Origin of the sequence: Paracoccus lichenicola (assembly GCF_009708075.1) — a bacterium.
Taxonomy (GTDB): domain Bacteria; phylum Pseudomonadota; class Alphaproteobacteria; order Rhodobacterales; family Rhodobacteraceae; genus Paracoccus; species Paracoccus lichenicola.
This window is the reverse complement of sequence record NZ_WMBT01000009.1, coordinates 105,800-126,790: the sequence shown is the minus strand read 5'-3', so window position 1 is coordinate 126,790 and position 20,991 is coordinate 105,800. Positions and strand designations below refer to the sequence as shown.

At 67.9% G+C, this 20,991-nt stretch carries 20 protein-coding genes; 13 read left to right on the top strand and 7 right to left on the bottom strand.

All coding sequences use genetic code 11. The features are described from left to right. Positions 1 to 48 precede the first annotated feature (48 nt). Genes zwf through pgi form a run of 3 tightly spaced genes read left to right on the top strand, consistent with a single transcriptional unit; the run spans position 49 to position 3,797 of the window. Entirely contained in the window at positions 49 to 1,500 is a 1,452-nt protein-coding gene (zwf, locus tag GIY56_RS14130) for a glucose-6-phosphate dehydrogenase (RefSeq protein WP_154765527.1), read from the top strand. Between the two features lie 2 nt (positions 1,501 to 1,502). Further along, the gene (pgl, locus tag GIY56_RS14125) at positions 1,503 to 2,174 is read left to right on the top strand and encodes a 6-phosphogluconolactonase (protein ID WP_154765526.1); all 672 of its coding nucleotides are present in this window, start codon (positions 1,503 to 1,505) and stop codon (positions 2,172 to 2,174) included. Positions 2,175 to 2,186: 12 nt separating this feature from the next. Next, positions 2,187 to 3,797 (top strand): glucose-6-phosphate isomerase, encoded by a 1,611-nt coding sequence (pgi, locus tag GIY56_RS14120; RefSeq protein WP_154765476.1) that lies wholly within the window; start codon positions 2,187 to 2,189, stop codon positions 3,795 to 3,797. A 66-nt stretch (positions 3,798 to 3,863) separates the two neighbouring features. Here pgi and GIY56_RS14115 read toward each other — a convergent pair whose 3' ends face one another. Next, the gene (locus GIY56_RS14115) at positions 3,864 to 4,082 is read right to left on the bottom strand and encodes a SlyX family protein (protein ID WP_154765475.1); all 219 of its coding nucleotides are present in this window, start codon (positions 4,080 to 4,082) and stop codon (positions 3,864 to 3,866) included. A gap of 50 nt (positions 4,083 to 4,132) precedes the next feature. Between GIY56_RS14115 and hisS the strand changes: the two genes are divergently transcribed. The 4 genes from hisS to GIY56_RS14095 are packed head-to-tail and all read left to right on the top strand — an operon-like array spanning position 4,133 to position 7,713. Then, on the top strand, positions 4,133 to 5,614 hold the full coding sequence (gene hisS / locus GIY56_RS14110; RefSeq protein ID WP_154765474.1) for a histidine--tRNA ligase: 1,482 nt from the start codon (positions 4,133 to 4,135) through the stop codon (positions 5,612 to 5,614). Next, complete coding sequence (locus GIY56_RS14105) at positions 5,614 to 6,675, top strand: ATP phosphoribosyltransferase regulatory subunit (RefSeq protein ID WP_407946980.1); 1,062 nt, start codon at positions 5,614 to 5,616, stop codon at positions 6,673 to 6,675. The genes hisS and GIY56_RS14105 overlap by 1 nt, the downstream gene beginning before the upstream one ends. Then, positions 6,672 to 7,352, top strand: a complete 681-nt coding sequence (gene hisG, locus GIY56_RS14100; RefSeq protein ID WP_154765472.1) for an ATP phosphoribosyltransferase — start codon at positions 6,672 to 6,674, stop codon at positions 7,350 to 7,352. Before GIY56_RS14105 ends, hisG begins: the two co-directional genes overlap by 4 nt. Before the next feature lie 52 nt (positions 7,353 to 7,404). Then, positions 7,405 to 7,713 carry a DUF2171 domain-containing protein gene (locus GIY56_RS14095; RefSeq protein ID WP_328288561.1) on the top strand — a complete coding sequence of 103 codons (309 nt, stop codon included), beginning with the start codon at positions 7,405 to 7,407 and terminating at the stop codon, positions 7,711 to 7,713. Positions 7,714 to 7,771: 58 nt separating this feature from the next. Here the strand turns inward: GIY56_RS14095 and ftsY are convergent, their stop codons facing one another. Continuing rightward, positions 7,772 to 8,776 carry a signal recognition particle-docking protein FtsY gene (gene ftsY / locus GIY56_RS14090; RefSeq protein WP_154765471.1) on the bottom strand — a complete coding sequence of 335 codons (1,005 nt, stop codon included), beginning with the start codon at positions 8,774 to 8,776 and terminating at the stop codon, positions 7,772 to 7,774. Positions 8,777 to 8,917: 141 nt separating this feature from the next. Between ftsY and GIY56_RS14085 the strand changes: the two genes are divergently transcribed. The 4 genes from GIY56_RS14085 (at position 8,918) to ispG (ending at position 12,363) form a co-directional block, all read left to right on the top strand. Next, the gene (locus tag GIY56_RS14085) at positions 8,918 to 10,210 is read left to right on the top strand and encodes an adenylosuccinate synthase (protein ID WP_154765524.1); all 1,293 of its coding nucleotides are present in this window, start codon (positions 8,918 to 8,920) and stop codon (positions 10,208 to 10,210) included. Positions 10,211 to 10,284: 74 nt separating this feature from the next. Then, positions 10,285 to 10,497, top strand: coding sequence for a DUF2842 domain-containing protein (locus GIY56_RS14080; protein WP_154765470.1), 213 nt, complete (start codon positions 10,285 to 10,287; stop codon positions 10,495 to 10,497). Continuing rightward, positions 10,494 to 11,156: a thiamine diphosphokinase gene (locus GIY56_RS14075; RefSeq protein ID WP_154765469.1), complete on the top strand. Its 663-nt coding sequence runs from the start codon at positions 10,494 to 10,496 to the stop codon at positions 11,154 to 11,156. Before GIY56_RS14080 ends, GIY56_RS14075 begins: the two co-directional genes overlap by 4 nt. A 79-nt stretch (positions 11,157 to 11,235) precedes the next feature. Then, positions 11,236 to 12,363 (top strand): flavodoxin-dependent (E)-4-hydroxy-3-methylbut-2-enyl-diphosphate synthase, encoded by a 1,128-nt coding sequence (gene ispG, locus GIY56_RS14070; RefSeq protein WP_154765468.1) that lies wholly within the window; start codon positions 11,236 to 11,238, stop codon positions 12,361 to 12,363. Positions 12,364 to 12,417: 54 nt separating this feature from the next. Here the strand turns inward: ispG and moaA are convergent, their stop codons facing one another. Continuing rightward, on the bottom strand, positions 12,418 to 13,425 hold the full coding sequence (gene moaA / locus GIY56_RS14065) for a GTP 3',8-cyclase MoaA (protein WP_154765467.1): 1,008 nt from the start codon (positions 13,423 to 13,425) through the stop codon (positions 12,418 to 12,420). A 105-nt stretch (positions 13,426 to 13,530) separates the two neighbouring features. On the opposite strand from moaA, the gene GIY56_RS14060 reads away from it, so the two are divergent. Next, positions 13,531 to 14,034, top strand: coding sequence for a hypothetical protein (locus GIY56_RS14060; protein WP_154765466.1), 504 nt, complete (start codon positions 13,531 to 13,533; stop codon positions 14,032 to 14,034). On the opposite strand, the gene GIY56_RS14055 is transcribed toward GIY56_RS14060, so the two are convergent. After that, positions 14,022 to 14,696 carry a DNA alkylation repair protein gene (locus GIY56_RS14055; protein WP_154765465.1) on the bottom strand — a complete coding sequence of 225 codons (675 nt, stop codon included), beginning with the start codon at positions 14,694 to 14,696 and terminating at the stop codon, positions 14,022 to 14,024. The genes GIY56_RS14060 and GIY56_RS14055 overlap by 13 nt on opposite strands. A gap of 82 nt (positions 14,697 to 14,778) precedes the next feature. Here GIY56_RS14055 and aroA point away from each other — a divergent pair, with 82 nt between their 5' ends. Next, entirely contained in the window at positions 14,779 to 16,110 is a 1,332-nt protein-coding gene (gene aroA, locus GIY56_RS14050; protein WP_154765464.1) for a 3-phosphoshikimate 1-carboxyvinyltransferase, read from the top strand. On the opposite strand, the gene GIY56_RS14045 is transcribed toward aroA, so the two are convergent. From GIY56_RS14045 to GIY56_RS14035, 3 genes are all read right to left on the bottom strand, one after another. Further along, on the bottom strand, positions 16,107 to 16,487 hold the full coding sequence (locus tag GIY56_RS14045; RefSeq protein ID WP_154765463.1) for a VOC family protein: 381 nt from the start codon (positions 16,485 to 16,487) through the stop codon (positions 16,107 to 16,109). The genes aroA and GIY56_RS14045 overlap by 4 nt on opposite strands. A 54-nt stretch (positions 16,488 to 16,541) precedes the next feature. After that, positions 16,542 to 18,434 carry a propionyl-CoA synthetase gene (locus GIY56_RS14040; protein WP_154765462.1) on the bottom strand — a complete coding sequence of 631 codons (1,893 nt, stop codon included), beginning with the start codon at positions 18,432 to 18,434 and terminating at the stop codon, positions 16,542 to 16,544. 233 nt (positions 18,435 to 18,667) lie between these two features. Next, positions 18,668 to 20,947: an NADP-dependent malic enzyme gene (locus GIY56_RS14035; protein ID WP_154765461.1), complete on the bottom strand. Its 2,280-nt coding sequence runs from the start codon at positions 20,945 to 20,947 to the stop codon at positions 18,668 to 18,670. Between the last annotated feature and the right edge of the window lie 44 nt (positions 20,948 to 20,991).

Here is a 20,991-nt window from a genome sequence, read left to right as displayed (position 1 = left end):
TTAACGCTAACAACAGATATGGCGATGCCCACCCGCAAGGAGAACAGCATGGTTTCGCGCGTCATTCCGGTCGATGACTTCGATCTGGTGATCTTTGGTGCCACCGGCGATCTGGCGCAGCGCAAGATCCTGCCCGGATTGTTCCGCCGCTTTGTCGCGGGCCAGTTCCCCGACAGCGCGCGCATCATCGGCGCGGCGCGGACGGACCAGAACGACGACGCCTTCCGGGCCGAGGCCGCGAAGGCCGTCGTGGAATTCGGCGGCATCAAGCCCGACGATCCCCGGCTGGCGCAGTTCCTGAACCTGCTGGGCTATACCCCCATCGACGCCAAGGGGGACGGTGGCTGGGCCGACCTGAAATCGCGGATGCGGCCCGGCGTGGTCCATGCCTTTTATTTCTCGGTCGCGCCCGCGCTGTTCGGGGACATCGCCAGCCGCTTGGCCAGCCACGGCATCGCGGATGAAAACAGCCGCATTGTGGTGGAAAAGCCCTTTGGCCGCGACCTGGAAACCGCGCGCGCGCTGAACGCGACGCTGGCCTGCCATTTCCGGGAAGAACAGATTTACCGCATCGACCATTACCTGGGCAAGGAAACCGTCCAGAACCTGATGGCCGTCCGCTTTGCCAACGTCCTGTTCGAGCCGCTGTGGAATTCCCAATACGTCGATCACGTCCAGATCACGGTCGCCGAAACCGTGGGCGTGGCCGGGCGCGGCAGCTATTACGACAAGTCCGGCGCGATCCGCGACATGGTGCAGAACCACATGATGCAGCTTTTGTGCCTGATCGCGATGGAGCCGCCCTATCACTTCGACCCCAACGCCGTGCGGGACGAGAAGCTGAAGGTGATCCGCGCCTTGCAGCCCGTGGAACCCGGCGACATCGTGCGCGGCCAGTATCAGGCCGACGGCAAATCGACCGGCTATCTGGAGGATTCCGAAAACCCCGATTCGCGGACCGAAAGCTATGTCGCGATGAAGGTCTGCATTTCCAACTGGCGCTGGCAGGGCACGCCCTTCTACCTGCGCACCGGCAAGAAGCTGCGGGCGCGGACCAGCGAGATCGCCGTGGTGTTCCGCGAGCCGCCCCATTCCATCTTCGACGACAGCGGCGCGCCCAAGGCCAACGAGCTTGTCATCCGCCTGCAACCGAACGAGGGCATGAACCTCAAGGTGATGATCAAGGAACCGGGACCGGGCGGGATGCGGCTGGTGCAGGTGCCGCTGGACATGTCCTTCGCCGAAGCGCTTGGCGCGGACGGCAGCGACATGCCCGACGCCTATGAACGCCTCATCATGGACGTGATCCGGGGCAACCAGACCCTGTTCATGCGCGGGGACGAGGTCGAGGCCGCCTGGGCCTGGACCGATCCCATCATCTCGGCCTGGGAAGACGGCAAGCGGCGCCCCGAACCCTATGACGCGGGATCTTCCGGCCCCGAGGAAGCGTTGCGCCTGCTGCATCGCGACAACCGCCGATGGAGGGAAATCCGCGCATGACCATGGCTTTCAAGGAATACCCCGACCGCGAGATGCTGGCCCTGTCCCTGGCCGACCAGATCGCCTCGCAACTGGCGCAGCAATTGCGCACGGGCGACACCGCCAGCCTGTGCGTGCCCGGGGGCACTTCGCCCACGCCGGTGTTCGAGACGCTGAGCGGCGCGGACATCGACTGGGACCGGGTGACGGTGTTCCTGGGCGACGAACGCTGGGTGGACGGCGACCACAAGCGGTCGAACGGACGGTTGCTGCGCCGCCACCTGCTGCGCGACCGGGCGGCGGCGGCGAACTATATCGACCTTTACACCGGCACGGACACCCCGGACGAGGCTGCCCCGGCCTTGGCCGAGGCGATCCGCCCGCATTTGCCGATCACCGTGGTCCTGCTGGGCATGGGCAACGACATGCACACCGCCAGCCTGTTCCCCGGCGCCGACCGCCTGGCCGAGGGTTTGGCATCCGACGCCCCCCTGGTCCTGCCGATCCGCGCCGAAGGGGCCGAGGAGCCGCGCATCACCCTGACCCGCCCGGCGCTGGCCGATGCGATGAATGTCCACGTCCTGATCATGGGACCGGAAAAGCGCGAGGCGCTGGAGCGGGCGAAAACCCTGGACCCGATCCAGGCGCCGATCCGCGCCTTTCTGGACAACGCCACCGTTCACTGGGCCGAATAGGAGCCTTCCCCCATGACCGACATCTGGACCCGCCTGAAATCCCATCGCCAGGCCCAGGGCGCGACCCGCATCGCCGACCTGTTCGACGCCGATCCCGACCGCGCCCGCGCCTTCTGCACGCAGGCCGACGGCCTGGTCTTCGACTGGTCCAAGACGGCCATCGACGCGGGCGCGCGCGACCTGCTGGTCGAACTGGCGGAAGGCGCGGACGTGGCGGGCCGGCGCGAGGCGATGTTCACCGGCGAAAGGATCAACGAGACCGAGGGCCGCGCGGTCCTGCACACCGCCCTGCGCAACCTGCGCGGCAGCGTGGTGGTGGACGGCCAGGACGTGATGCCTGCCGTGCGCGAAACCCATGACCGCATGGCCGATTTCGCCCGCGACGTGCGGTCCGGCGCCTTCACGGGGCAGGGCGGCGCCATCACCGATGTGGTCAATATCGGCATCGGCGGGTCGGACCTTGGCCCCTACATGGCCGTGCTGGCGCTTGCACCTTATCACGACGGGCCGCGCTGCCATTTCGTCAGCAACGTGGACGGCGCCGACATTGCCGACACGCTGAAGGGCCTGGACCCGGCGACGACGCTGGTGATCGTGGCCTCCAAGACCTTCACCACCATCGAGACGATGACCAACGCCCGGACCGCGCGCGACTGGATGGGCCGCGTGGTGACGGACCCGGCGGCGCAGTTCGTGGCGCTGTCCTCGGCCACGGGCAAGACGGCGGAGTTCGGCATCGACCCCGCGCGCGTCTTCGGGTTCGAGGATTGGGTGGGCGGGCGCTATTCCGTCTGGGGTCCGATCGGGCTGTCCTTGATGCTGGCCATCGGGGACGAGCGGTTCGACGAATTCCTGGCAGGCGCCGCCGCGATGGACGCGCATTTCCGCGCCGCGCCCTTGGTGGAAAACCTGCCGGTGCTGCTGGCCCTGGTGGGCATCTGGCACCACCAGATCTGCGGCTATCCGACCCGCGCCCTGCTGCCCTATGACAACCGCCTGCTGCGCCTGCCCGCCTATCTGCAACAGCTCGAGATGGAATCGAACGGCAAGCGCGTGGCGATGGACGGGTCCGACCTGGACCTGCCCTCAGGCCCCGTGGTCTGGGGCGAGCCGGGCACCAACGGCCAGCACGCCTTCTATCAGCTGATCCACCAGGGCACGACGCCCGTGCCTTGCGAATTCATCCTGGCCGCCAAGGGTCACGAAGACGACCTGGCCCACCACCACGTCCTGCTGGCCGCCAACTGCCTCGCCCAGTCCGAGGCGCTGATGCGCGGCCGCAGCCTGGAGGAGGCGCGCGCGCTGATGCGGGCCAAGGGTCTGGAAGGCGCCGAACTGGACCGCCAGGCCCGCCACCGCGTGTTCCCCGGCAACCGCCCGTCCACCACGCTGCTGATCGAGAAGCTGACGCCCTTCACCCTGGGCCAGATCGTCGCGCTGTATGAACACCGGGTGTTCGTGGAAGGCGTGATCCTGGGGCTAAACAGCTTCGACCAGTGGGGGGTGGAGCTGGGCAAGGAACTGGCGCTGAAAGTCGAGCCTCTGCTGAAGGGCGAAGGCGCGCCGGGGCATGATCCCTCGACCGAGCATCTGGCTGCGCTGTTCCGGCGGATGCGGGGGTAGCGCCGCAAGCCGGGGGGCGCTTCGCCCCCGGACCCCCAGAGGATATTTGTGCACAGAAGATTCGGCTTACCAATGCGGCGGGCGCTGATCGGCGAGCGGGATCTGGCCTTCGGTGTCGGCCTGCTGTTCGGCGGCGAAGCGCAGCAGCATCTCGACCCGGCGGGTCAGCAGGGCGATCTCGGCGTCCTGGCGGGCGATGACCTCGTGCAACTCGTCGGTTACGCGGGTCAGGTGCGCCAGCGTTTCTTCAAGCTGCTGAAATCGCGGTTCGGTATCCTTGTCCATATCGGCCCCTTCGGTTAAGGCAGCCACGGATTGGCCGGAAAGGCAGGACCATGGCGAAAGATCAGAAAAAACAGCCCCGTCCCAAGGCGGAAACGCCCAAGGGCTTTCGCGACTATTTCGGCGCAGACGTGACGGAACGCAAGGCGATGCTGGACCGGATCGCCGAAATCTATCACCACCATGGCTTCGATCCCCTGGAAACCAGCGCCGTCGAGACGGTCGAGGCCCTGGGCAAGTTCCTGCCCGACGTGGACCGCCCCAATGCCGGGGTCTTTGCCTGGCAAGAGGAAGCCGTGCCCGGCGGCGGATCGGGCGACTGGCTGGCGCTGCGATACGACCTGACGGCACCGCTGGCGCGGGTGGCGGCGCAGTTCCGCAATGACTTGCCCTCGCCTTACCGGCGCTATGCCATGGGTCCGGTCTGGCGGAACGAGAAGCCGGGGCCGGGGCGGTTTCGGCAGTTCTATCAATGCGACGCGGATACGGTCGGGGCGGCCTCGGTCGCCGCGGATGCCGAGATTTGCGCGATGCTGGCCGATGCGCTGGAGGCCGTGGGGATCGCGCGCGGCGATTACATCGTGCGGATCAACAACCGCAAGGTTCTGAACGGCGTGCTGGAAGCGGCCGAGGTTCGCGCCAATCAGGCCGAGGACGTGCTGCGCCAGATCGACAAGTTCGACAAGGTAGGCCGCGAGGGCGTTCTGGCGCTGCTGACCACGGGCCGCAAGGACGACAGCGGCGCGATGATCGAAGGGGTGGGGCTGTCGGAGGCGCAGGCCGCTCCGGTGCTGGCCTTCCTGACCTCGAAAGGGGCGGACAACACGGCAACGCTGGACAACCTGCGCGCGGCGGTGGGCGCATCGGCCATCGGGGCCGAGGGCGTGGACGAACTGGCCGAGATCGCCGGGATGCTGGCCGCCCTGGGCCTGGCCGAGGATCGGGCGGTCATCGACCCATCCGTCGTGCGGGGGCTTGGCTACTACACCGGCCCGGTCTTCGAGGCCGAACTGACCTTCGAGATCCTGGACGAAAAGGGCCGCAAGCGGCAGTTCGGCTCGGTCGCAGGCGGCGGGCGCTATGACGGGCTGGTGGAACGCTTTACGGGCCAAAAGGTGCCCGCGACCGGTGTGTCTATTGGGGTGGACCGGCTGCTGGCGGCGCTGCGGGCCAAGGGGCTGGCGGGGGCCGAGGCTGTCGGCCCGGTGGTCGTCACCGTCATGGACCGCGACCGAATGGCGGATTACCAGGCCATGGCGGCGGAATTGCGCGCGGCGAGCATCCGGGCCGAGGTGTATCTAGGCAACCCCAAGAACTTCGGCAACCAGTTGAAATACGCCGACAAGCGCGGCGCGCCGGTGGCGATCATCCAGGGCGGGGACGAGGCCGCGCGCGGTGTCGTACAGGTCAAGGATCTGGTCCTGGGCGCGCGCATTGCCACTGATGCGAGCCTGGACGAATGGAAGGCGCAGCCCGCCCAGACCGAGGTTCCCCGCGCCGATCTGGTCGCCGAAGTCCGCCGGATCATCGGATGATCCCCAAGCGCGACAAGCAGGCCATCGGCCAACGCTTCCTTTCCGCCTTCCGGCAGGCGGGCGCGGCCGAGGTCGCGCCCGACATCCTGCTGCCCGCCGATACGCTGCTGGATCTGTATGGAGAGGATATCCGCGCCCGCGCCTATACCTCGACCGATCCACTGCGGGGCGAGGTGATGCTGCGCCCGGATTTCACCGTGCCGGTCGTCCAGATGCACATGGCGGGGGGCGCGGAACCCGCGCGTTACTGCTATCTGGGCGAGGTGTTCCGCAAGCAGGATCCGGGCGAGGAGCGCCCGGCCAATCCGCGCGACAACGAATATCTGCAAGCCGGGTTCGAGCTGTTCGCCCATGACCGCCAGGCGGATGCCGAGGTCTTCGCGCTGTTCCACCGGCTTCTGGCGCCATACCGCCTGCGCGCGGTGACGGGCGACATGGGCCTGGTGATGGATGCCGTGCGCGCGCTGCCGCTGTCGGAGGCCCGGCGCGACGCGCTGCTGCATCATGTCTGGCGGCCGGGGCGGTTCGGGCGGCTGCTGAAGCGGTTCTCTCAGCCAGCCGCGCCGCGCAGGTTCGCCGAAAGCGCCGCGCCCTGGGCCGGGCTGCGGTCCGAGGCCGAGATGGAGCGGCGCATGGCCCGGCTGATTGCCGATCAGGATGCCGCGCCGCTGGATCCGGTCTGGACCGCGCGGCTGGACCGGCTGTTCGCCATCAGCGCGCCCATGCCGGACGCCCTGGCGCAACTGTCGGACCTGGCGCGGGACTGGCCCGATCTGACACCCGCCATCGGGCGTGTCGAGGAACGGGCGGGGATGCTGGCCTACCTGGGCGTCGCGCCTGAAACCATCCTGTTCGACGCAAGCCACGGCCACCGCACGATGGAATATTACGACGGCTTCACCTTCAGCTTTCTGGCGGAAGGGCGCGCAGGCTGGCCCCCGGTCGCGACCGGCGGGCGATACGACGCGCTGACCGCCGTGCTGGGGCGCGGCGGGCGCGCGATCCCCGCCGTGGGCGGCATCATCCGCCCGGGCCTGATTGCCGAACTGGAGGCCGCATGATCCGGCTGGGCGTGCCGTCCAAGGGGCGGCTGATGGAACAGACCTTCGACTGGTTCGCCGCGCGCGGGGTGGCCCTGTCGCGCAGCGGGTCGGACCGCGAATACGCGGGCCGGGTGCAGGGCGCGGACGGGGTGTCTCTGGTCCTGCTGTCTGCCGGGGAAATCCCGCGCGAACTGGCGGCAGGCCGGATCGAGCTTGGCGTGACCGGCACCGATCTGGTGCGCGAAAAGCTGGCCGGTTGGCGGTCCGACGTGGCCGAAGTGGCGCCGATGGGGTTCGGCCATGCCGACCTGATCCTGGCCGTGCCCGACTGCTGGCGCGATTGCGAGAACCTGGACGATTTCGCCGCCATTGCCCGAGATTTCCGCGCGGCGCACGGCTTCCGCCTGCGGATCGCCACCAAGTATCACCGCCTGGTCCGCGCCTGGCTGGCGGGCCACGAGGTCGCCGATTACCAGTTGGTCGATTCGCAGGGCGCGACCGAGGGCACCGTTGCCAACCAGACGGCCGAGGCGATCGCGGACATCACCAGTTCCGGTGAAACCCTGCGGGCCAATCACCTGAAAATCCTTTCCGATGCCCTGATCCTTGCCAGCCAGGCAACGTTGTTCGCCAACCGCGCCGCCTCCGAAACGGCCGAGGTCCGGGCGTTCCTGTCCCTTTTGACAGGGAAGTAAGGCTGCCTTGCCCGCGGCACGGATCGAATCGCCAAGACCGGACGTTATCGCCGTGCCGCCCACGGAGGCGGCGGAAAGCGGAGAAATCGCGATGGTCGATGCAAGCCAGATCAAGGAACATATGGAAGTCGTGGGCGCCGACGGCGTGCATGTGGGCAAGGTGGACCACATGGACGGCGACCGCATCAAGCTGACCCGCAAGGACGAGGCGCATGGCCAGTCGAAGGACCATCACCACTACCTGCCCTTGGCGGATGTCGCCTCGGTCGATGGGGGCAAGCTGTGGCTGTCAGCCAATGCCGCCAATGCGGCGCAACTGTTCCAGGAAAAGGACGGCTCGCCCATCGAGGACAGCCTTTGACGGGACAAAGGGCCGGATGACCCGCATCCGGCCCTTGTCGCTTGCGGTTGGACGGGTCTTACAGCCCGACCAGCGCGCGGGCGAAGTCGTTGGCGTCGAAGGCGTCCAGGTCGTCGATCTGTTCGCCCACGCCGATGGCATGGATGGGCAGGCCGAAGCGGTCGGCCAGCGCCACCAGCACGCCGCCGCGCGCGGTGCCGTCCAGCTTGGTCATCACCAGGCCCGACACGTCGGCCAACTGGCGGAAGGTTTCCACCTGATTGAGCGCGTTCTGGCCGGTGGTCGCGTCCAGCACCAGCAGGGTATTGTGGGGGGCGGTCGGATCCTTCTTGCGGATCACGCGGACGATCTTGGCCAGTTCCTCCATCAGGTCCTGGCGGTTCTGCAACCGGCCCGCCGTGTCGATCATCAGCAGGTCCGTGCCCTCGGCCTCGGCCCGCGTCATGGCGTCGAAGGCGAGGCTGGCGGGATCGCTGCCCTGCGCCGCGACCATCACGGGAACGCCCGCCCGCTGGCCCCAGATCTGCAACTGTTCCACGGCGGCGGCGCGGAAAGTGTCGCCCGCTGCGATCATCACCGACTTGCCCGCCGCGCGGAACTGGCTGGCCAGCTTGCCGATGGTGGTGGTCTTGCCCGCGCCGTTGACGCCCACGACGAGCACGACCTGCGGCTTTTTCGGGTAAAGGGGCAGGGGGCGGGCGACCGGGGTCATGATGCGCGCGATCTCGCCTGCCAGCAGTTCCTTAAGTTCTGTGGACGACAGGCGGCGGCCCATCCGCCCCTCGGCGATGTTGGCCGTCACGCGCAAGGCGGTATCGACGCCCAGGTCGGCCTGGACGAGCATGTCCTCCAGCTCCTCCAGCATCTCGTCGTCCAGGGCGCGGCGGGGTTCCTCGGGTTTTGCAGGGGCGGTGCCGAACAGGCGGCCGACGATCCCGCCCGAGGGGACAGGCGCCGGGGCGGGGGCAGCCTCGGGCGCGGCGTCCACGATGCCGTCAAGGCCCGCGCCGATCTTCGACGAAGATCCCGTCAGCCGCTCGCGCAGTTTGGTGAAAAACGACATGCCCGCACCTTGTCCAGTTCGCCGGTGAACCTAATCGCTGCGGGGGGAAAGGGAAAGGGCGGCAAATCCCGGCTTTCCCCCGGCCCGCCCTTGCGCTAGACCCTGCACCGGACATTTTCCGGGCAGATGGAAGGACCGTTCATGGCCAATGTGGTGGTTGTCGGCGCGCAATGGGGCGACGAGGGCAAGGGCAAGATCGTCGATTGGCTGAGCGAGCGGGCCGACGTGATCGCCCGCTTCCAGGGCGGCCACAACGCCGGGCACACGCTGGTCATCGGCGGAAAGGTCTTCAAGCTGTCGCTGCTGCCCTCGGGCATCGTGCGGGAAGGCAAGCTGGCCGTGATCGGCAACGGCGTCGTGCTGGACCCCTGGGCGCTGTTTTCGGAAATCGAGCGGCTGACGGCGCAGGGCGTCAGCATTTCCACCGACAACCTGATGATCGCGGAAAATACGCCGCTGATCCTGCCCTTGCACCAGGATCTGGACAAGCTGCGCGAGGAAGCGGCGGGTGCCAGCAAGATCGGCACCACCGGGCGCGGCATCGGTCCGGCCTACGAGGACAAGGTGGGTCGCCGCACGATCCGCGTGGCGGATCTGGGCGACGAGGAGACGCTGGACGCGCGCCTGGACCGGCTGCTGGCCCATCACGACGCGCTGCGCCAGGGGCTTGGCGCGGAACCCATCGACCGGGCCGCGCTGAAGGCCAGGCTGATGGAGGTGGCGCCGAAGCTGCTGCCCTATGCCCAACCGGTCTGGAAGATCATGGCCGATGCCCGCAAGGCCGGAAAGCGCATCCTGTTCGAGGGCGCGCAGGGATCGCTGCTGGACATCGACTTCGGCACCTATCCCTATGTCACCAGTTCCACCACCATGTCGGGGATGGCGGCATCGGGGACGGGCATGGGGCCGTCGGCCATCGGCTTCGTGCTGGGGATCGTCAAGGCCTATACCACCCGCGTGGGCGAAGGGCCGTTCCCGACCGAATTGCACGACGCGGACGGCCAGCGGCTTGGCGAACGCGGGCATGAATTCGGCACCGTCACGGGACGCAAGCGCCGCTGCGGCTGGTTCGACGCGGTTCTGGTGCGCCAGACCTGCGCGATCAGCGGCGTGAACGGCATCGCCCTGACCAAGCTGGACGTGCTGGACGGGTTCGAGACGCTGAAGATCTGCGTGGGCTACGAGATCGACGGGGTGAAATACGATTACCTGCCGACCGCCGCCGCCTTGCAGGCCAGGGTCACGCCGATCTACGAGGAAATGGAAGGCTGGCGGGAATCCACCCAAGGCGCGCGCAGCTGGGCCGATCTTCCGGCGGCGGCGATCAAGTATGTGCGCCGGGTCGAGGAACTGATCCAGTGCCCGGTCGCGCTGCTCTCGACCAGTCCCGAGCGGGACGATACGATCCTGGTGACGGATCCTTTCGCGGATTGAGACGGCAGCCCGGGGGTTTCACACCCCCGGACCCCCGTGGGATATTTGGACAAAGGTGAACAGGGAGGCGGCGGATGAACCTGAAGACCCGCAAAAGGCTGTCGCTGCTGATCCTGGTGGTCGGGATGCCGCTTTATGTCGTGGCGGCGGTGACGCTGGTCAACTGGATGGACGCGCGCTTTGGCCGCCAGCCGATCCTGGTCGAGGTCGCCATCTACGTGGTGCTGGGGATCCTGTGGATCCTGCCCTTCAAGCGGGTCTTTTCCGGCGTCGGGCGCGGGGAATGATTCCGCCGCTGGTCATCTCGGACCGGGGGGTGACGGTGATCGGCGGGGGCACGGCCACGCCCTATGACCTGCAGACCGCGCTTGCGGTGGCGCCGACGCTGGTTGCGGCGGATGGAGGCGCGGACCGGGCGCTTGCCTTGGGCCGGACGCCCGACTGGGTGATCGGCGATCTGGACAGCATCACCCCGGGTGCGAGGAAGCTGATCCCGGCGGGGCGCATCCATCACGTGGCCGAGCAGGACAGCACCGATTTCACCAAATGCCTGACCCGCATCGCCGCGCCCTTCGTGATGGCGGTGGGTTTCGCGGGGCTGCGGCTGGACCACACGCTGTCGGCGCTGACCACCATGGCCTCGACCCCCCGGCCCTTCGTGATCCTGCTGGCATCCGACGACGTGGTCTTTGTCGCGCCGCCCCGGCTGACCCTGCCGCTGATGCCGGGGACGCGGGTGTCGCTGTATCCGATGGGGCCTGCGCGCGGGATCAGCACGGGCCTGGAATGGCCCATCGAGGGGATCGAGTTCGCGCCCGGCGGGCGGGTCGGCACGTCCAACATGGCGAACGGGGTCGTCACCCTGCGGATCGAGGGCAAGATGCTGCTGATGCTGCCGCGCAGCACTCTGGCATCCGTCATGACAGCGCTGCGTCTGCCTGCCTGAGGGCGATCAAAGCCCCGTGCGGCGGTTGCCGCCTTGGCCGGGATGGCTTATCTGCAAGGGGCGAACCACGGAGGCCTCCATGTCGCTGAACCCCATCCGTCCCTGGCGCAACATCGAGCGGCGGAAATCCCGGCAGATCATGGTGGGCAACGTCCCCGTAGGGGGCGACGCGCCGATCAGCGTGCAGACCATGACCAACACCGACGGCCATGACGTGCGCGCGACGCTGGACCAGGTGATCCGCGCCGCCGACGCCGGGGCCGACATCGTGCGGATTTCGGCGCCCGACCAGGAAACCACGCGGGCGCTGCGCGAGATTTGCCGCGAAAGCCCGGTGCCGATCGTGGCCGACATCCATTTCCACTACAAGCGCGCCATCGAGGCGGCCGAGGCGGGCGCGGCCTGCCTGCGCATCAATCCCGGCAATATCGGCGATGCGACCCGCGTGCGCGAGGTGATCCGGGCCGCCAAGGACCACGGCTGTTCGATCCGCATCGGCGTCAACGCCGGATCGCTGGAACGGCACCTGCTGGAGAAATACGGCGAGCCTTGTCCAGATGCGATGGTCGAAAGCGGTCTCGATCACATCAAGATCCTGCAGGACAACGATTTCCACGAATTCAAGATCAGCGTGAAGGCCAGCGACGTGTTCCTGTCTGCCGCCGCCTATCAGCAGTTGGCAGACGCGACCGACGCGCCGATCCATCTGGGCATCACCGAGGCCGGAGGCTTTGTCGGCGGCACGGTCAAATCGGCCATCGGCCTGGGCAACCTGCTGTGGATGGGCATCGGCGACACGATCCGCGTCAGCCTGTCGGCCGATCCGGTCGAGGAGGTCAAGGTCGGGTTCGAGATCCTCAAGTCGCTGGGTCTGCGGACGCGGGGCGTGCAGATCATATCCTGCCCCTCCTGCGCGCGGCAGGGCTTCGACGTGATAAGAACCGTCGAGGCGCTGGAGAAACGGCTGGAGCACATCAAGACGCCCATGTCATTGTCGATCATCGGCTGCGTGGTCAACGGCCCGGGCGAGGCGCTGATGACCGACATCGGCTTTACCGGCGGCGGGGCGGGCAGCGGCATGGTCTATCTGGCCGGGCGGCAAAGCCACAAGATGACAAACGACCAGATGATCGACCACATCGTGCGGCTGGTCGAGGAGCGGGCGGAGAAGATCGAGGCGGAGGCCACGCAGACCGCCGCCGAGTAGGGTGCGTGCTTGCACGCACCACGGACAAGGCAACGGTGCGTGCAAGCACGCACCCTACCCCCCGGTGTGGCTCATGTGGCGGGACATCTGGCCGGCGACCGTCTGGCGGGAATAGTCAAAGTCGTGGCCCTTGGGCTTGCGGGCGATGGCCGCGCGGATGGCGTCCTTGACCAACGCATCTTCCGCTGACGCCCGGAGCGGCGCGCGCAGGTCGGCGCGGTCTTCCTGCCCCAGGCACATGAACAATTCGCCCGTGCAGGTCAGGCGCACGCGGTTGCAGCTTTCGCAGAAATTGTGGGTCAGCGGCGTGATGAAGCCGATCTTCTGCCCGGTTTCCAGCAGGCGGACATAGCGGGCGGGGCCGCCGGTTCGCTCGGCAAGGTCCAGCAGCGTGAAGCGTTCGGCCAGCCGCGCACGCAGGTCGGAGAGGGGCCAGTATTGGTCCAGCCGATCCTCGTTGCCCAGATCGCCCATGGGCATGACCTCGATGAAGGTCAGGTCGTGGTCCTGGTCGCCGCACCAGCGGACCAGGTCGAACAATTCGCTGTCGTTGACGCCCTTCAGCGCGACGGCGTTGATCTTGACCCGCAGCCCTGCGGCGGCGGCGGCGCGGATGCCGTCCAGCACCTGCGGCAACCGGCCCCAGCGGGTGATCGCGGCGAACTTGTCGGGGTCGAGCGTGTCCAGCGACACGTTCACGCGCCGAATGCCGCAATCCGCCAGTTCGCTGGCGTATCGGCCAAGCTGGCTGCCGTTGGTGGTCAGGGTCAGTTCGTCCAGGCCCGCGCCCAGGTGGCGCGACATGGCGTGCAAGAACGACATGATGTTGCGACGGACCAGCGGCTCGCCCCCGGTGATGCGCAGCTTGCGAACGCCCAGATCCACGAAGGCGCTGCACAGGCGGTCCAGTTCCTCGAGCGTCAGCAGCTCGGCCTTGGGCAGGAACTGCATGTGTTCGGCCATGCAATACACGCAGCGGAAATCGCAGCGGTCCGTGACCGACACCCGCAGATAGGTGATCGGCCGCGCGAAAGGGTCGATGAGGGGGGCCGCCTGTTGCATGGCGTTAATCTAGGCGCGCAGGGGGCCACAGACAAGCGGCGACCGGCTGGACGGGATCGCGACCTGCGGGCTAGGGTAACGGCGACGAGACAGAAGGAACAATCTATGCGCATCACCACCGCCCTGCCGACGCTGATCCTGGCCGCGGGCCTGCTGGCGGGCTGCACCCAGGGGGCGATGACGGCCAGCCGCCCTGCCGCGGCGCCGCAGACGCGGATGACCACGGAACAGGTGGCCGCCGCGGCCGCCGTCACCCGCGCGCCCGCGCCGCGCCCGGCGGCGCGGGCAACAGTGGCGCAACTGGACACGACCACGCCCGAGCAGCGCGCCGCCGCCGCGAAACCCGCGCAGGCGGCAGAGACGAAGCTGGGCAGCACCATCGCCTCGCTGGGCGATCCGACCGAGGGCGGGTTCTGGATCAAGACGCCTCTGGTCAGCGAACGCGGCATCGGGCGGATCGTCAATCCCGCGACCGGCAAGTCGGCCAAGGTCGATCTGATCCCGCTGGACGGCCCGGCCAGCGGCGGATCGCAGGTATCGCTGCCCGCGCTGCAACTGCTGGGCGTGTCGCTGACCGACCTGCCGACGATCGAGGTCTATCGCTCCTGAACCAGCCGCAGGGCTTCCTTGCGCGCGACGGGCTTCATCCGCGCCCCGTGATCGGCCAGAAAGGCCCGGACGCGGGGCGCGTCGCGTTTCGACAGGTCGCGCAGCCACCCGGCGATGGCCTTCTGGATGAAGGGGTCGCGGTCGTCCGCCAGCCGCGCGGCCCAGTCCAGCACGCGTTCTCGCTGCGCCAAATCGCCGGGCTTGGGGTTGTTCATCTTGGCCCAGGGCAGGGTGCCCACCAGGGCCGCGCGGCGGGTCCACGGGTTCGGGTGGTCCAGCCAGGCTTCCACCTGATCCAGCCGCGCGGGATCGGCCACCAGCCGCTTTTGCCCGGCGATCATCGCGTGGTCGGCGATGGCCCAGCCGTCGAAATCCGGCACCCACCCGGCGATCAGCGCCCACGCGGCCTCGTCGGGGCGGATGCGGGCCTGCGTCAGCAGCTTGGCCGCGGCAATGCGGGCCTCGTGGATGTCGCTGTCCCACAAGGCGCGGGCCAGGGCCACCCGGCCTTCTACGTCCAGACCCGCGCGCCAATCAGCCACCAACGCGTCGATCTGCGGGTTCGTCACCCCCAGATAGGTCCGCGCCGCCTTGTGATAGGCCAGCATTTCCTTGGCCTTGCCGGCATCCGCCAGCGCCCGCAGCGTATCCAGTTCGTTCATGGGGGCCTCCGTCCCGCCGTTCTAGGGGTGGCAGAGGCCGCGCGCCAGCGGTAAAAGACCCGCGCAATCAACAGGTGTGCCCATGTCCCATTCGTCCGAGCCTCGCCCCATGACCGCCCGCCGCAGCGGCGCCCTGCGCGGGGTCGCGACGGTTCCGGGCGACAAGTCGATCAGCCACCGCGCGCTGATCCTGGGCGCGCTGTCGGTGGGCGAGACGCGGATCACCGGCCTTCTGGAAGGCCAGGACGTGCTGGACACGGCCAAGGCGATGGCGGCCTTTGGCGCGCAGGTCGAACGGCTGGGGACCGGCGAATGGTCCGTGCATGGCGTGGGCGTGGGCGGGTTTTCCGAACCCGAGGGCGTGATCGACTGCGGCAATTCCGGGACCGGCGTGCGGCTGATCATGGGCGCGATGGCTACGACGCCGATCGCCGCCACCTTCACCGGCGACGCCAGCCTGTCGCGCCGCCCGATGGCGCGCGTGACCGACCCGTTGGCGCTGTTCGGCGCGCAGATCACCGCGCGCGAAGGGGGCCGCCTGCCGATCACCATCGAAGGGGTGGCCGATCCGCTGCCCGTGCGTTACCGCACCCCGGTCGCCAGCGCGCAGATCAAGTCGGCGATCCTGCTGGCGGGCCTGAACGTGCCGGGCGAGACGGTGGTGATCGAATCCGAACCGACCCGCGATCATTCCGAACGGATGCTGGCCGGTTTCGGCGCCGACATCCGCACCGAGACGACCGCTGACGGCCATGTCATCACCTTGCAAGGCCGCCCGGAACTGCGGGCGCAGCCGGTCGCCGTGCCGCGCGATCCGTCCAGCGCGGCCTTTCCGGTCGCCGCCGCCCTGATCGTGCCGGGATCCGAGATCCGCGTGCCGGGCGTCAGCCGCAACCCGACGCGCGACGGGCTGTATGTGACGCTGCTGGAGATGGGCGCGGACATCGCCTTCGAGAACCCGCGCGAGGAAGGGGGCGAGCCGGTGGCCGACCTGGTTGTCCGGCATGGCCCCCTGAAGGGCGTCACCGTTCCCGCCGAACGCGCGGCCAGCATGATCGACGAATTCCCGATCCTGTCTGTGATCGCCGCCTTCGCCGAAGGCGTGACGGTGATGAACGGCGTGGCGGAACTGCGCGTCAAGGAAAGCGACCGGATCGACGCCATGGCGCGGGGGCTGGAAGCCAATGGCGTGACGGTCGCGGAAACCCGGGACAGCCTGACCGTTCACGGCAGGGGCCGCGTTCCGGGCGGCGGCACGGCGGTCACGCATCTGGACCACCGGATCGCCATGTCCTTCCTGGTGCTGGGTCTTGCCGCCGAGGCACCGGTGTCCATCGACGACGGCGCGCCCATCGCCACGTCCTTCCCGGACTTCGTGGCCCTGATGCAGGGTCTGGGCGCGGATCTGGGCTAGGCGGCGCGTTCGTCGAACTTCGCCTCGATATTGTTGCCGTCGGGATCGCAGAGATAGGCCGCATAATAGCCGGGGTGATAGTCGCGCAAGCCCGGCGCGCCGTTGTCCCTGCCCCCCGCCTTCAACCCGGCGGCGTGGAAGGCCTGAACCTGCTCGCGCGAATGGGCGATGAAGGCCAGGTGGATCCGGCTGGGCGGGGCATGGGCGTCGGCCTGGTCCAGATAGAAGCCGTCAAGTTCCAGCCAGTCCCGGCCGATCCTGACATCGTCGCCCCGGCCCAGGGCCTCGAAAGCGGCCTGGTAGAACAGGATGGCCTGGTCGAGATGCACCGAGCGCAGATGGATGTGATCGATGACGGGTAGGTGTTTTTCGGTCATGCGTGCCTCCGGCACCTGAACGCGGAGGCAGCGCCTTGGTTCTGCAAATCTTTGTTAGGCGTGCTGCGGATATCCGACGGCGCGCAGGGCGGTGGCGATCTCGTCCAGGACGGCCGGATCGTCGATGGTTGCGGGGGTCTTGAAGGGCTGGCCGTCCGCGATCTTGACCATCGTGGCGCGCAGGATCTTGCCCGAACGGGTCTTGGGCAGGCGGTCCACGACGCAAGCGGTCCTGAAGGCCGCGACCGGGCCGATCTGGTCGCGGACCATGCCGACGACTTCCTTCACGACCTGGGTGTCGGGGGTGTTCGTGCCCTTCTTCAGGCACAGGAACCCGACCGGCATCTGGCCCTTCAGGCTGTCGGCCACGCCGATGACCGCGCATTCGGCAACGGCGGGATGGGCGGACAGAACCTCCTCCATCGCGCCGGTGGACAGGCGGTGGCCCGCGACGTTGATCACGTCGTCTGTGCGGGCCATGATGTAGAGGTATCCGTCCTCGTCGATGTAGCCCGCGTCGCCGGTCTCGTAATAGCCGGGGAAATGCGACAGATAGGACTTGGTGAACCGGTCCTCGGCGTTCCACAGGGTCGGCAGGGTGCCCGGCGGCAGGGGCAGCTTGATCGCCACCGCGCCCAGGGTGCCGGGGGGCACCGGGTGGCCCGCCTCGTCCAGCACCTGCACGTCATAGCCCGGCAGCGGGACCGAGGGGCTGCCATGCTTGACCGGCAGCAGTTCGATCCCCACGGGGTTCGACACGATGGGCCAGCCGGTTTCGGTCTGCCACCAATGGTCGATCACGGGAACGCGCAGCTTTTCCTCGGCCCATTGGATGGTGTCGGGGTCGGCGCGTTCGCCCGCCAGATACAGCGTCTTGAAATGGCGCAGGTTATAGTCGCCGATCAGCGTGCCGTCCGGGTCTTCGCGGCGGATGGCGCGGATCGCGGTGGGGGCGCTGAAGACGCTTTTCACGCGGTGGTTCTGGATCACCCGCCAATAGGCGGCGGCGTCGGGGGTGCCCACGGGCTTGCCCTCGAACACGATGGTGGTCGCGCCCACGGTCAGCGGGCCATAGCAGATATAGCTGTGGCCCACGACCCAACCCACGTCGGACGCCGCCCAGAACACATCGCCCGCGTCGATGTCATAGACGTTCTTCATCGACCAGGCGAGCGCGACCAGATGCCCGCCGGTGTGGCGCACCACGCCCTTGGGCTGGCCTGTCGTCCCCGAGGTATAGAGGACATAGGCCGGATGATTGCCCTCGACCGGTACGCAGTCCGCCGGTTCGACGCCGTATTGAAAGCTGTGCCAGGCCACGTCGCGGCCTTCGATGAGATGCGCAACCTCTTGTTCGCGCTGAAAGATCACGCAGAAATCGGGCTTGTGAACAGCCTCGTCGATGGCGCGGTCCAGAAGCGGCTTGTAGGAAACGATGCGCCCCGGCTCCAACCCGCAGGATGCGGCGATGATCGCCTTGGGCGTGGCGTCGTTGATGCGCACGGCCAGTTCGTGGGCCGCGAAGCCGCCGAAGACGACGGAATGGATCGCGCCCAGGCGGGCGCAGGCCAGCATCGCCTCCAGCGCCTCGGGGACCATGGGCATGTAGATGATGACCCGGTCGCCCTTTTCGATGCCCTTGGCGCGCAGGGCGCCGGCAAGGCTGGCGACCCGGTCGCGCAGTTCGCGGTAGGTGATGCCGCGATAGGACCGGGTGATCGGGCTGTCGTGGATGATGGCCAGCTGGTCGCCGCGCCCGGCCTCGACATGGCGGTCCACGGCGTTCCAGCAGGCGTTCAGCGTGCCGTCTGCAAACCATTCCCCCGCCGGTCCCCTGTCGAAGAAGGCGCGGCTTGGCGGGCGGTCCCAGTCGATCTTGCGGGCGGCGTCCAGCCAGAAGGCTTCGGGGTCCGCCTGCCAGGCGGCATAGGTGTCGCGATACGACATGGTGGTGTCTCCTCACTCCTGCCGCCTGTGTTACGCAAGCGGCAGGGGTCCGCGCAACGATGTTAGCGGAACAGGTGAGAAGCGCGTGGCAAAATGTAGCAGATTGATGCCGGAACCCTTTGCAAACCGGAAAAGGCTGCAAACCAGGTCATGCGGGGCCGCTTGGTTTGCAAACGCGGCAATGCAAGTGCGGCAAGGCGGGCGATCCTCAAGCCGAATCGCCCGGCGCAAGATCAACTGTAATGGGCGACCGGGGTTCCCGCGAGAACGCTCATGTTCAGCAGGCCGCGCGTGGTGATCGAGGGGGTGACGATATGGGCGCGGTTGCCCATGCCCATCAGGATCGGCCCGACCTCCAACCCGTTGGCGCGCATCTTCAGGGCGTTCCTGACGCCCGATGCCGCGTCGGTGCCCGCGAAGACCAGCACGTTCGCCACGCCTTCCAACCGCGATCCGGGGAAGATCCGTTCCCGCAGTTCGGGGCTAAGGGCCGAGTCCACGTGCATCTCGCCGTCATACATGAAGTCGGGCTTGCGGGCGTCCAGCAGGGCCAGGGCCTCTCGCATCTTGCGGCCGGTATAGGTGTCCAGGTTCCCGAACTGCGAATGGCAGCACAGCGCGATCTTGGGCGTCAGGCCGAAGCGGCGGACATGGCGGGCGGCGCCCATCACCGTCTCCATCACCTGCTGCGGCGTCGGGTCGTCGTGGCATTGCGTGTCGGCGACGAACAGCGGCCCGTCTTCCAGGATGATCATCGACAGCGCGCCGATGGGGGCCACCCCGTCGCGGGCGAGGATCTCGCGGATATAGCGCAGGTGCCAACTGTATTGCCCGAAGGTGCCGCAGATCAGGCTGTCGGCCTCTCCGCGATGCACCATGACGGCGGCGATGGCGGTGGTGTTGGTGCGCATGATCGCGCGGGCGATGTCGGGGCTGACCCCGCGCCGGGCCATCAGCTGGTGATAGGTTTCCCAGTAATCGCGGTAACGGGGGTCGTTTTCGGGGTTCACGATCTCGAAGTCGCGTTCGGGGCGGATCGGCAGGCCGGCGCGTTCGGCGCGCGTGGCGATCACCTCGGGGCGGCCGATCAGGATCGGCACGTCGGTCGTTTCCTCCAGCATCGCATTGGCGGCGCGCAGCACGCGTTCGTCCTCGCCCTCGGCGAAGGCGATGCGGCGGGTGGCGGTGGCCGCGGCCTCGAACACCGGGCGCATGATGAGGGCGGAGCGGAAGACCGAACTGTCCAGCTTGCGCTTGTAGGCTTCCAGGTCGGCGATGGGGCGCGTCGCCACGCCCGTTTCCATCGCGGCGCGGGCCACGGCGGAACTGACCACGCCGACCAGGCGCGGGTCGAAGGGCTTGGGGATCAGGTATTCGGGACCAAAGGTCAGCGTCTCGCCGCGATAGGCGGCGGCGGCCTCGGCGGCGGTAGTGGCGCGGGCCAGGGCCGCGATGCCCTCGATGCAGGCCAGTTCCATCTCGGCGTTGATGGTGGTCGCGCCCACGTCCAGCGCGCCCCGGAAGATGAAGGGGAAGCACAGGACGTTGTTCACCTGGTTCGGGAAATCGCTGCGCCCCGTGGCGATGATCGCATCGGGGGCGACCGCGCGCACGGCGTCGGGCAGGATTTCGGGCGTGGGGTTGGCCAGCGCGAAGACGATCGGGCGTCGGGCCATCCGGGCCACCATCTCGGGCTTCAGCACGCCGGGACCGGAGAGGCCCAGGAACAGGTCGGCGCCGTCGATCACCTCGGCCAGGGTGCGGGCGTCGGTGTCCTGGGCAAAGGCGGCCTTCTGGACGGTCATGTCCTCGACCCGGCCCTTGTAGACAAGGCCGTGGATGTCGCAGAGCCAGACGTTCTCGCGCTTGACCCCCAGCTTCAGCAGCATGTTGAGGCAGGCGATCCCTGCCGCGCCCCCGCCGGTCGAGACGACCTTGATGTCGGAAAACCGCTTGCCCGCGACATGCAGCGCGTTGGTGGCCGCCGCGCCCACGACGATGGCGGTGCCGTGCTGGTCGTCGTGAAAGACCGGGATGTTCATCCGTTCCCGGCACAGCTTTTCCACGATGAAGCAGTCGGGCGCCTTGATGTCTTCCAGGTTGATCGCGCCGAAGGTCGGTTCCAGCGCGCAGACGATGTCGGCCAGACGCTCGGGGTCGGATTCGTTCACCTCGATGTCGAAGCAGTCGATGTTGGCGAACTTCTTGAACAGGACGGCCTTGCCTTCCATCACGGGCTTGGACGCCGCCGCGCCGATATTGCCTAGGCCCAGCACCGCCGTGCCGTTCGACACGACCGCGACCAGGTTGCCCCGCGACGTGTATCGGCTGGCCGTGGCGGGGTCGGCCTTGATCTCCAGGCAGGCCTCGGCCACGCCGGGGGAATAGGCGCGGCTGAGATCCCGGCCGTTGGCCAACGGCTTGGTCGCGCGGATCTCCAGTTTGCCCGGGCGCGGGAATTCGTGATAATCCAGCGCCTCTTGCCGGGCGTTGTCCTGCCTGCGTTCTTCCATCTTTGCCCCCTCGCGTACGAACTGGTTCACCGTTAAACCATTCT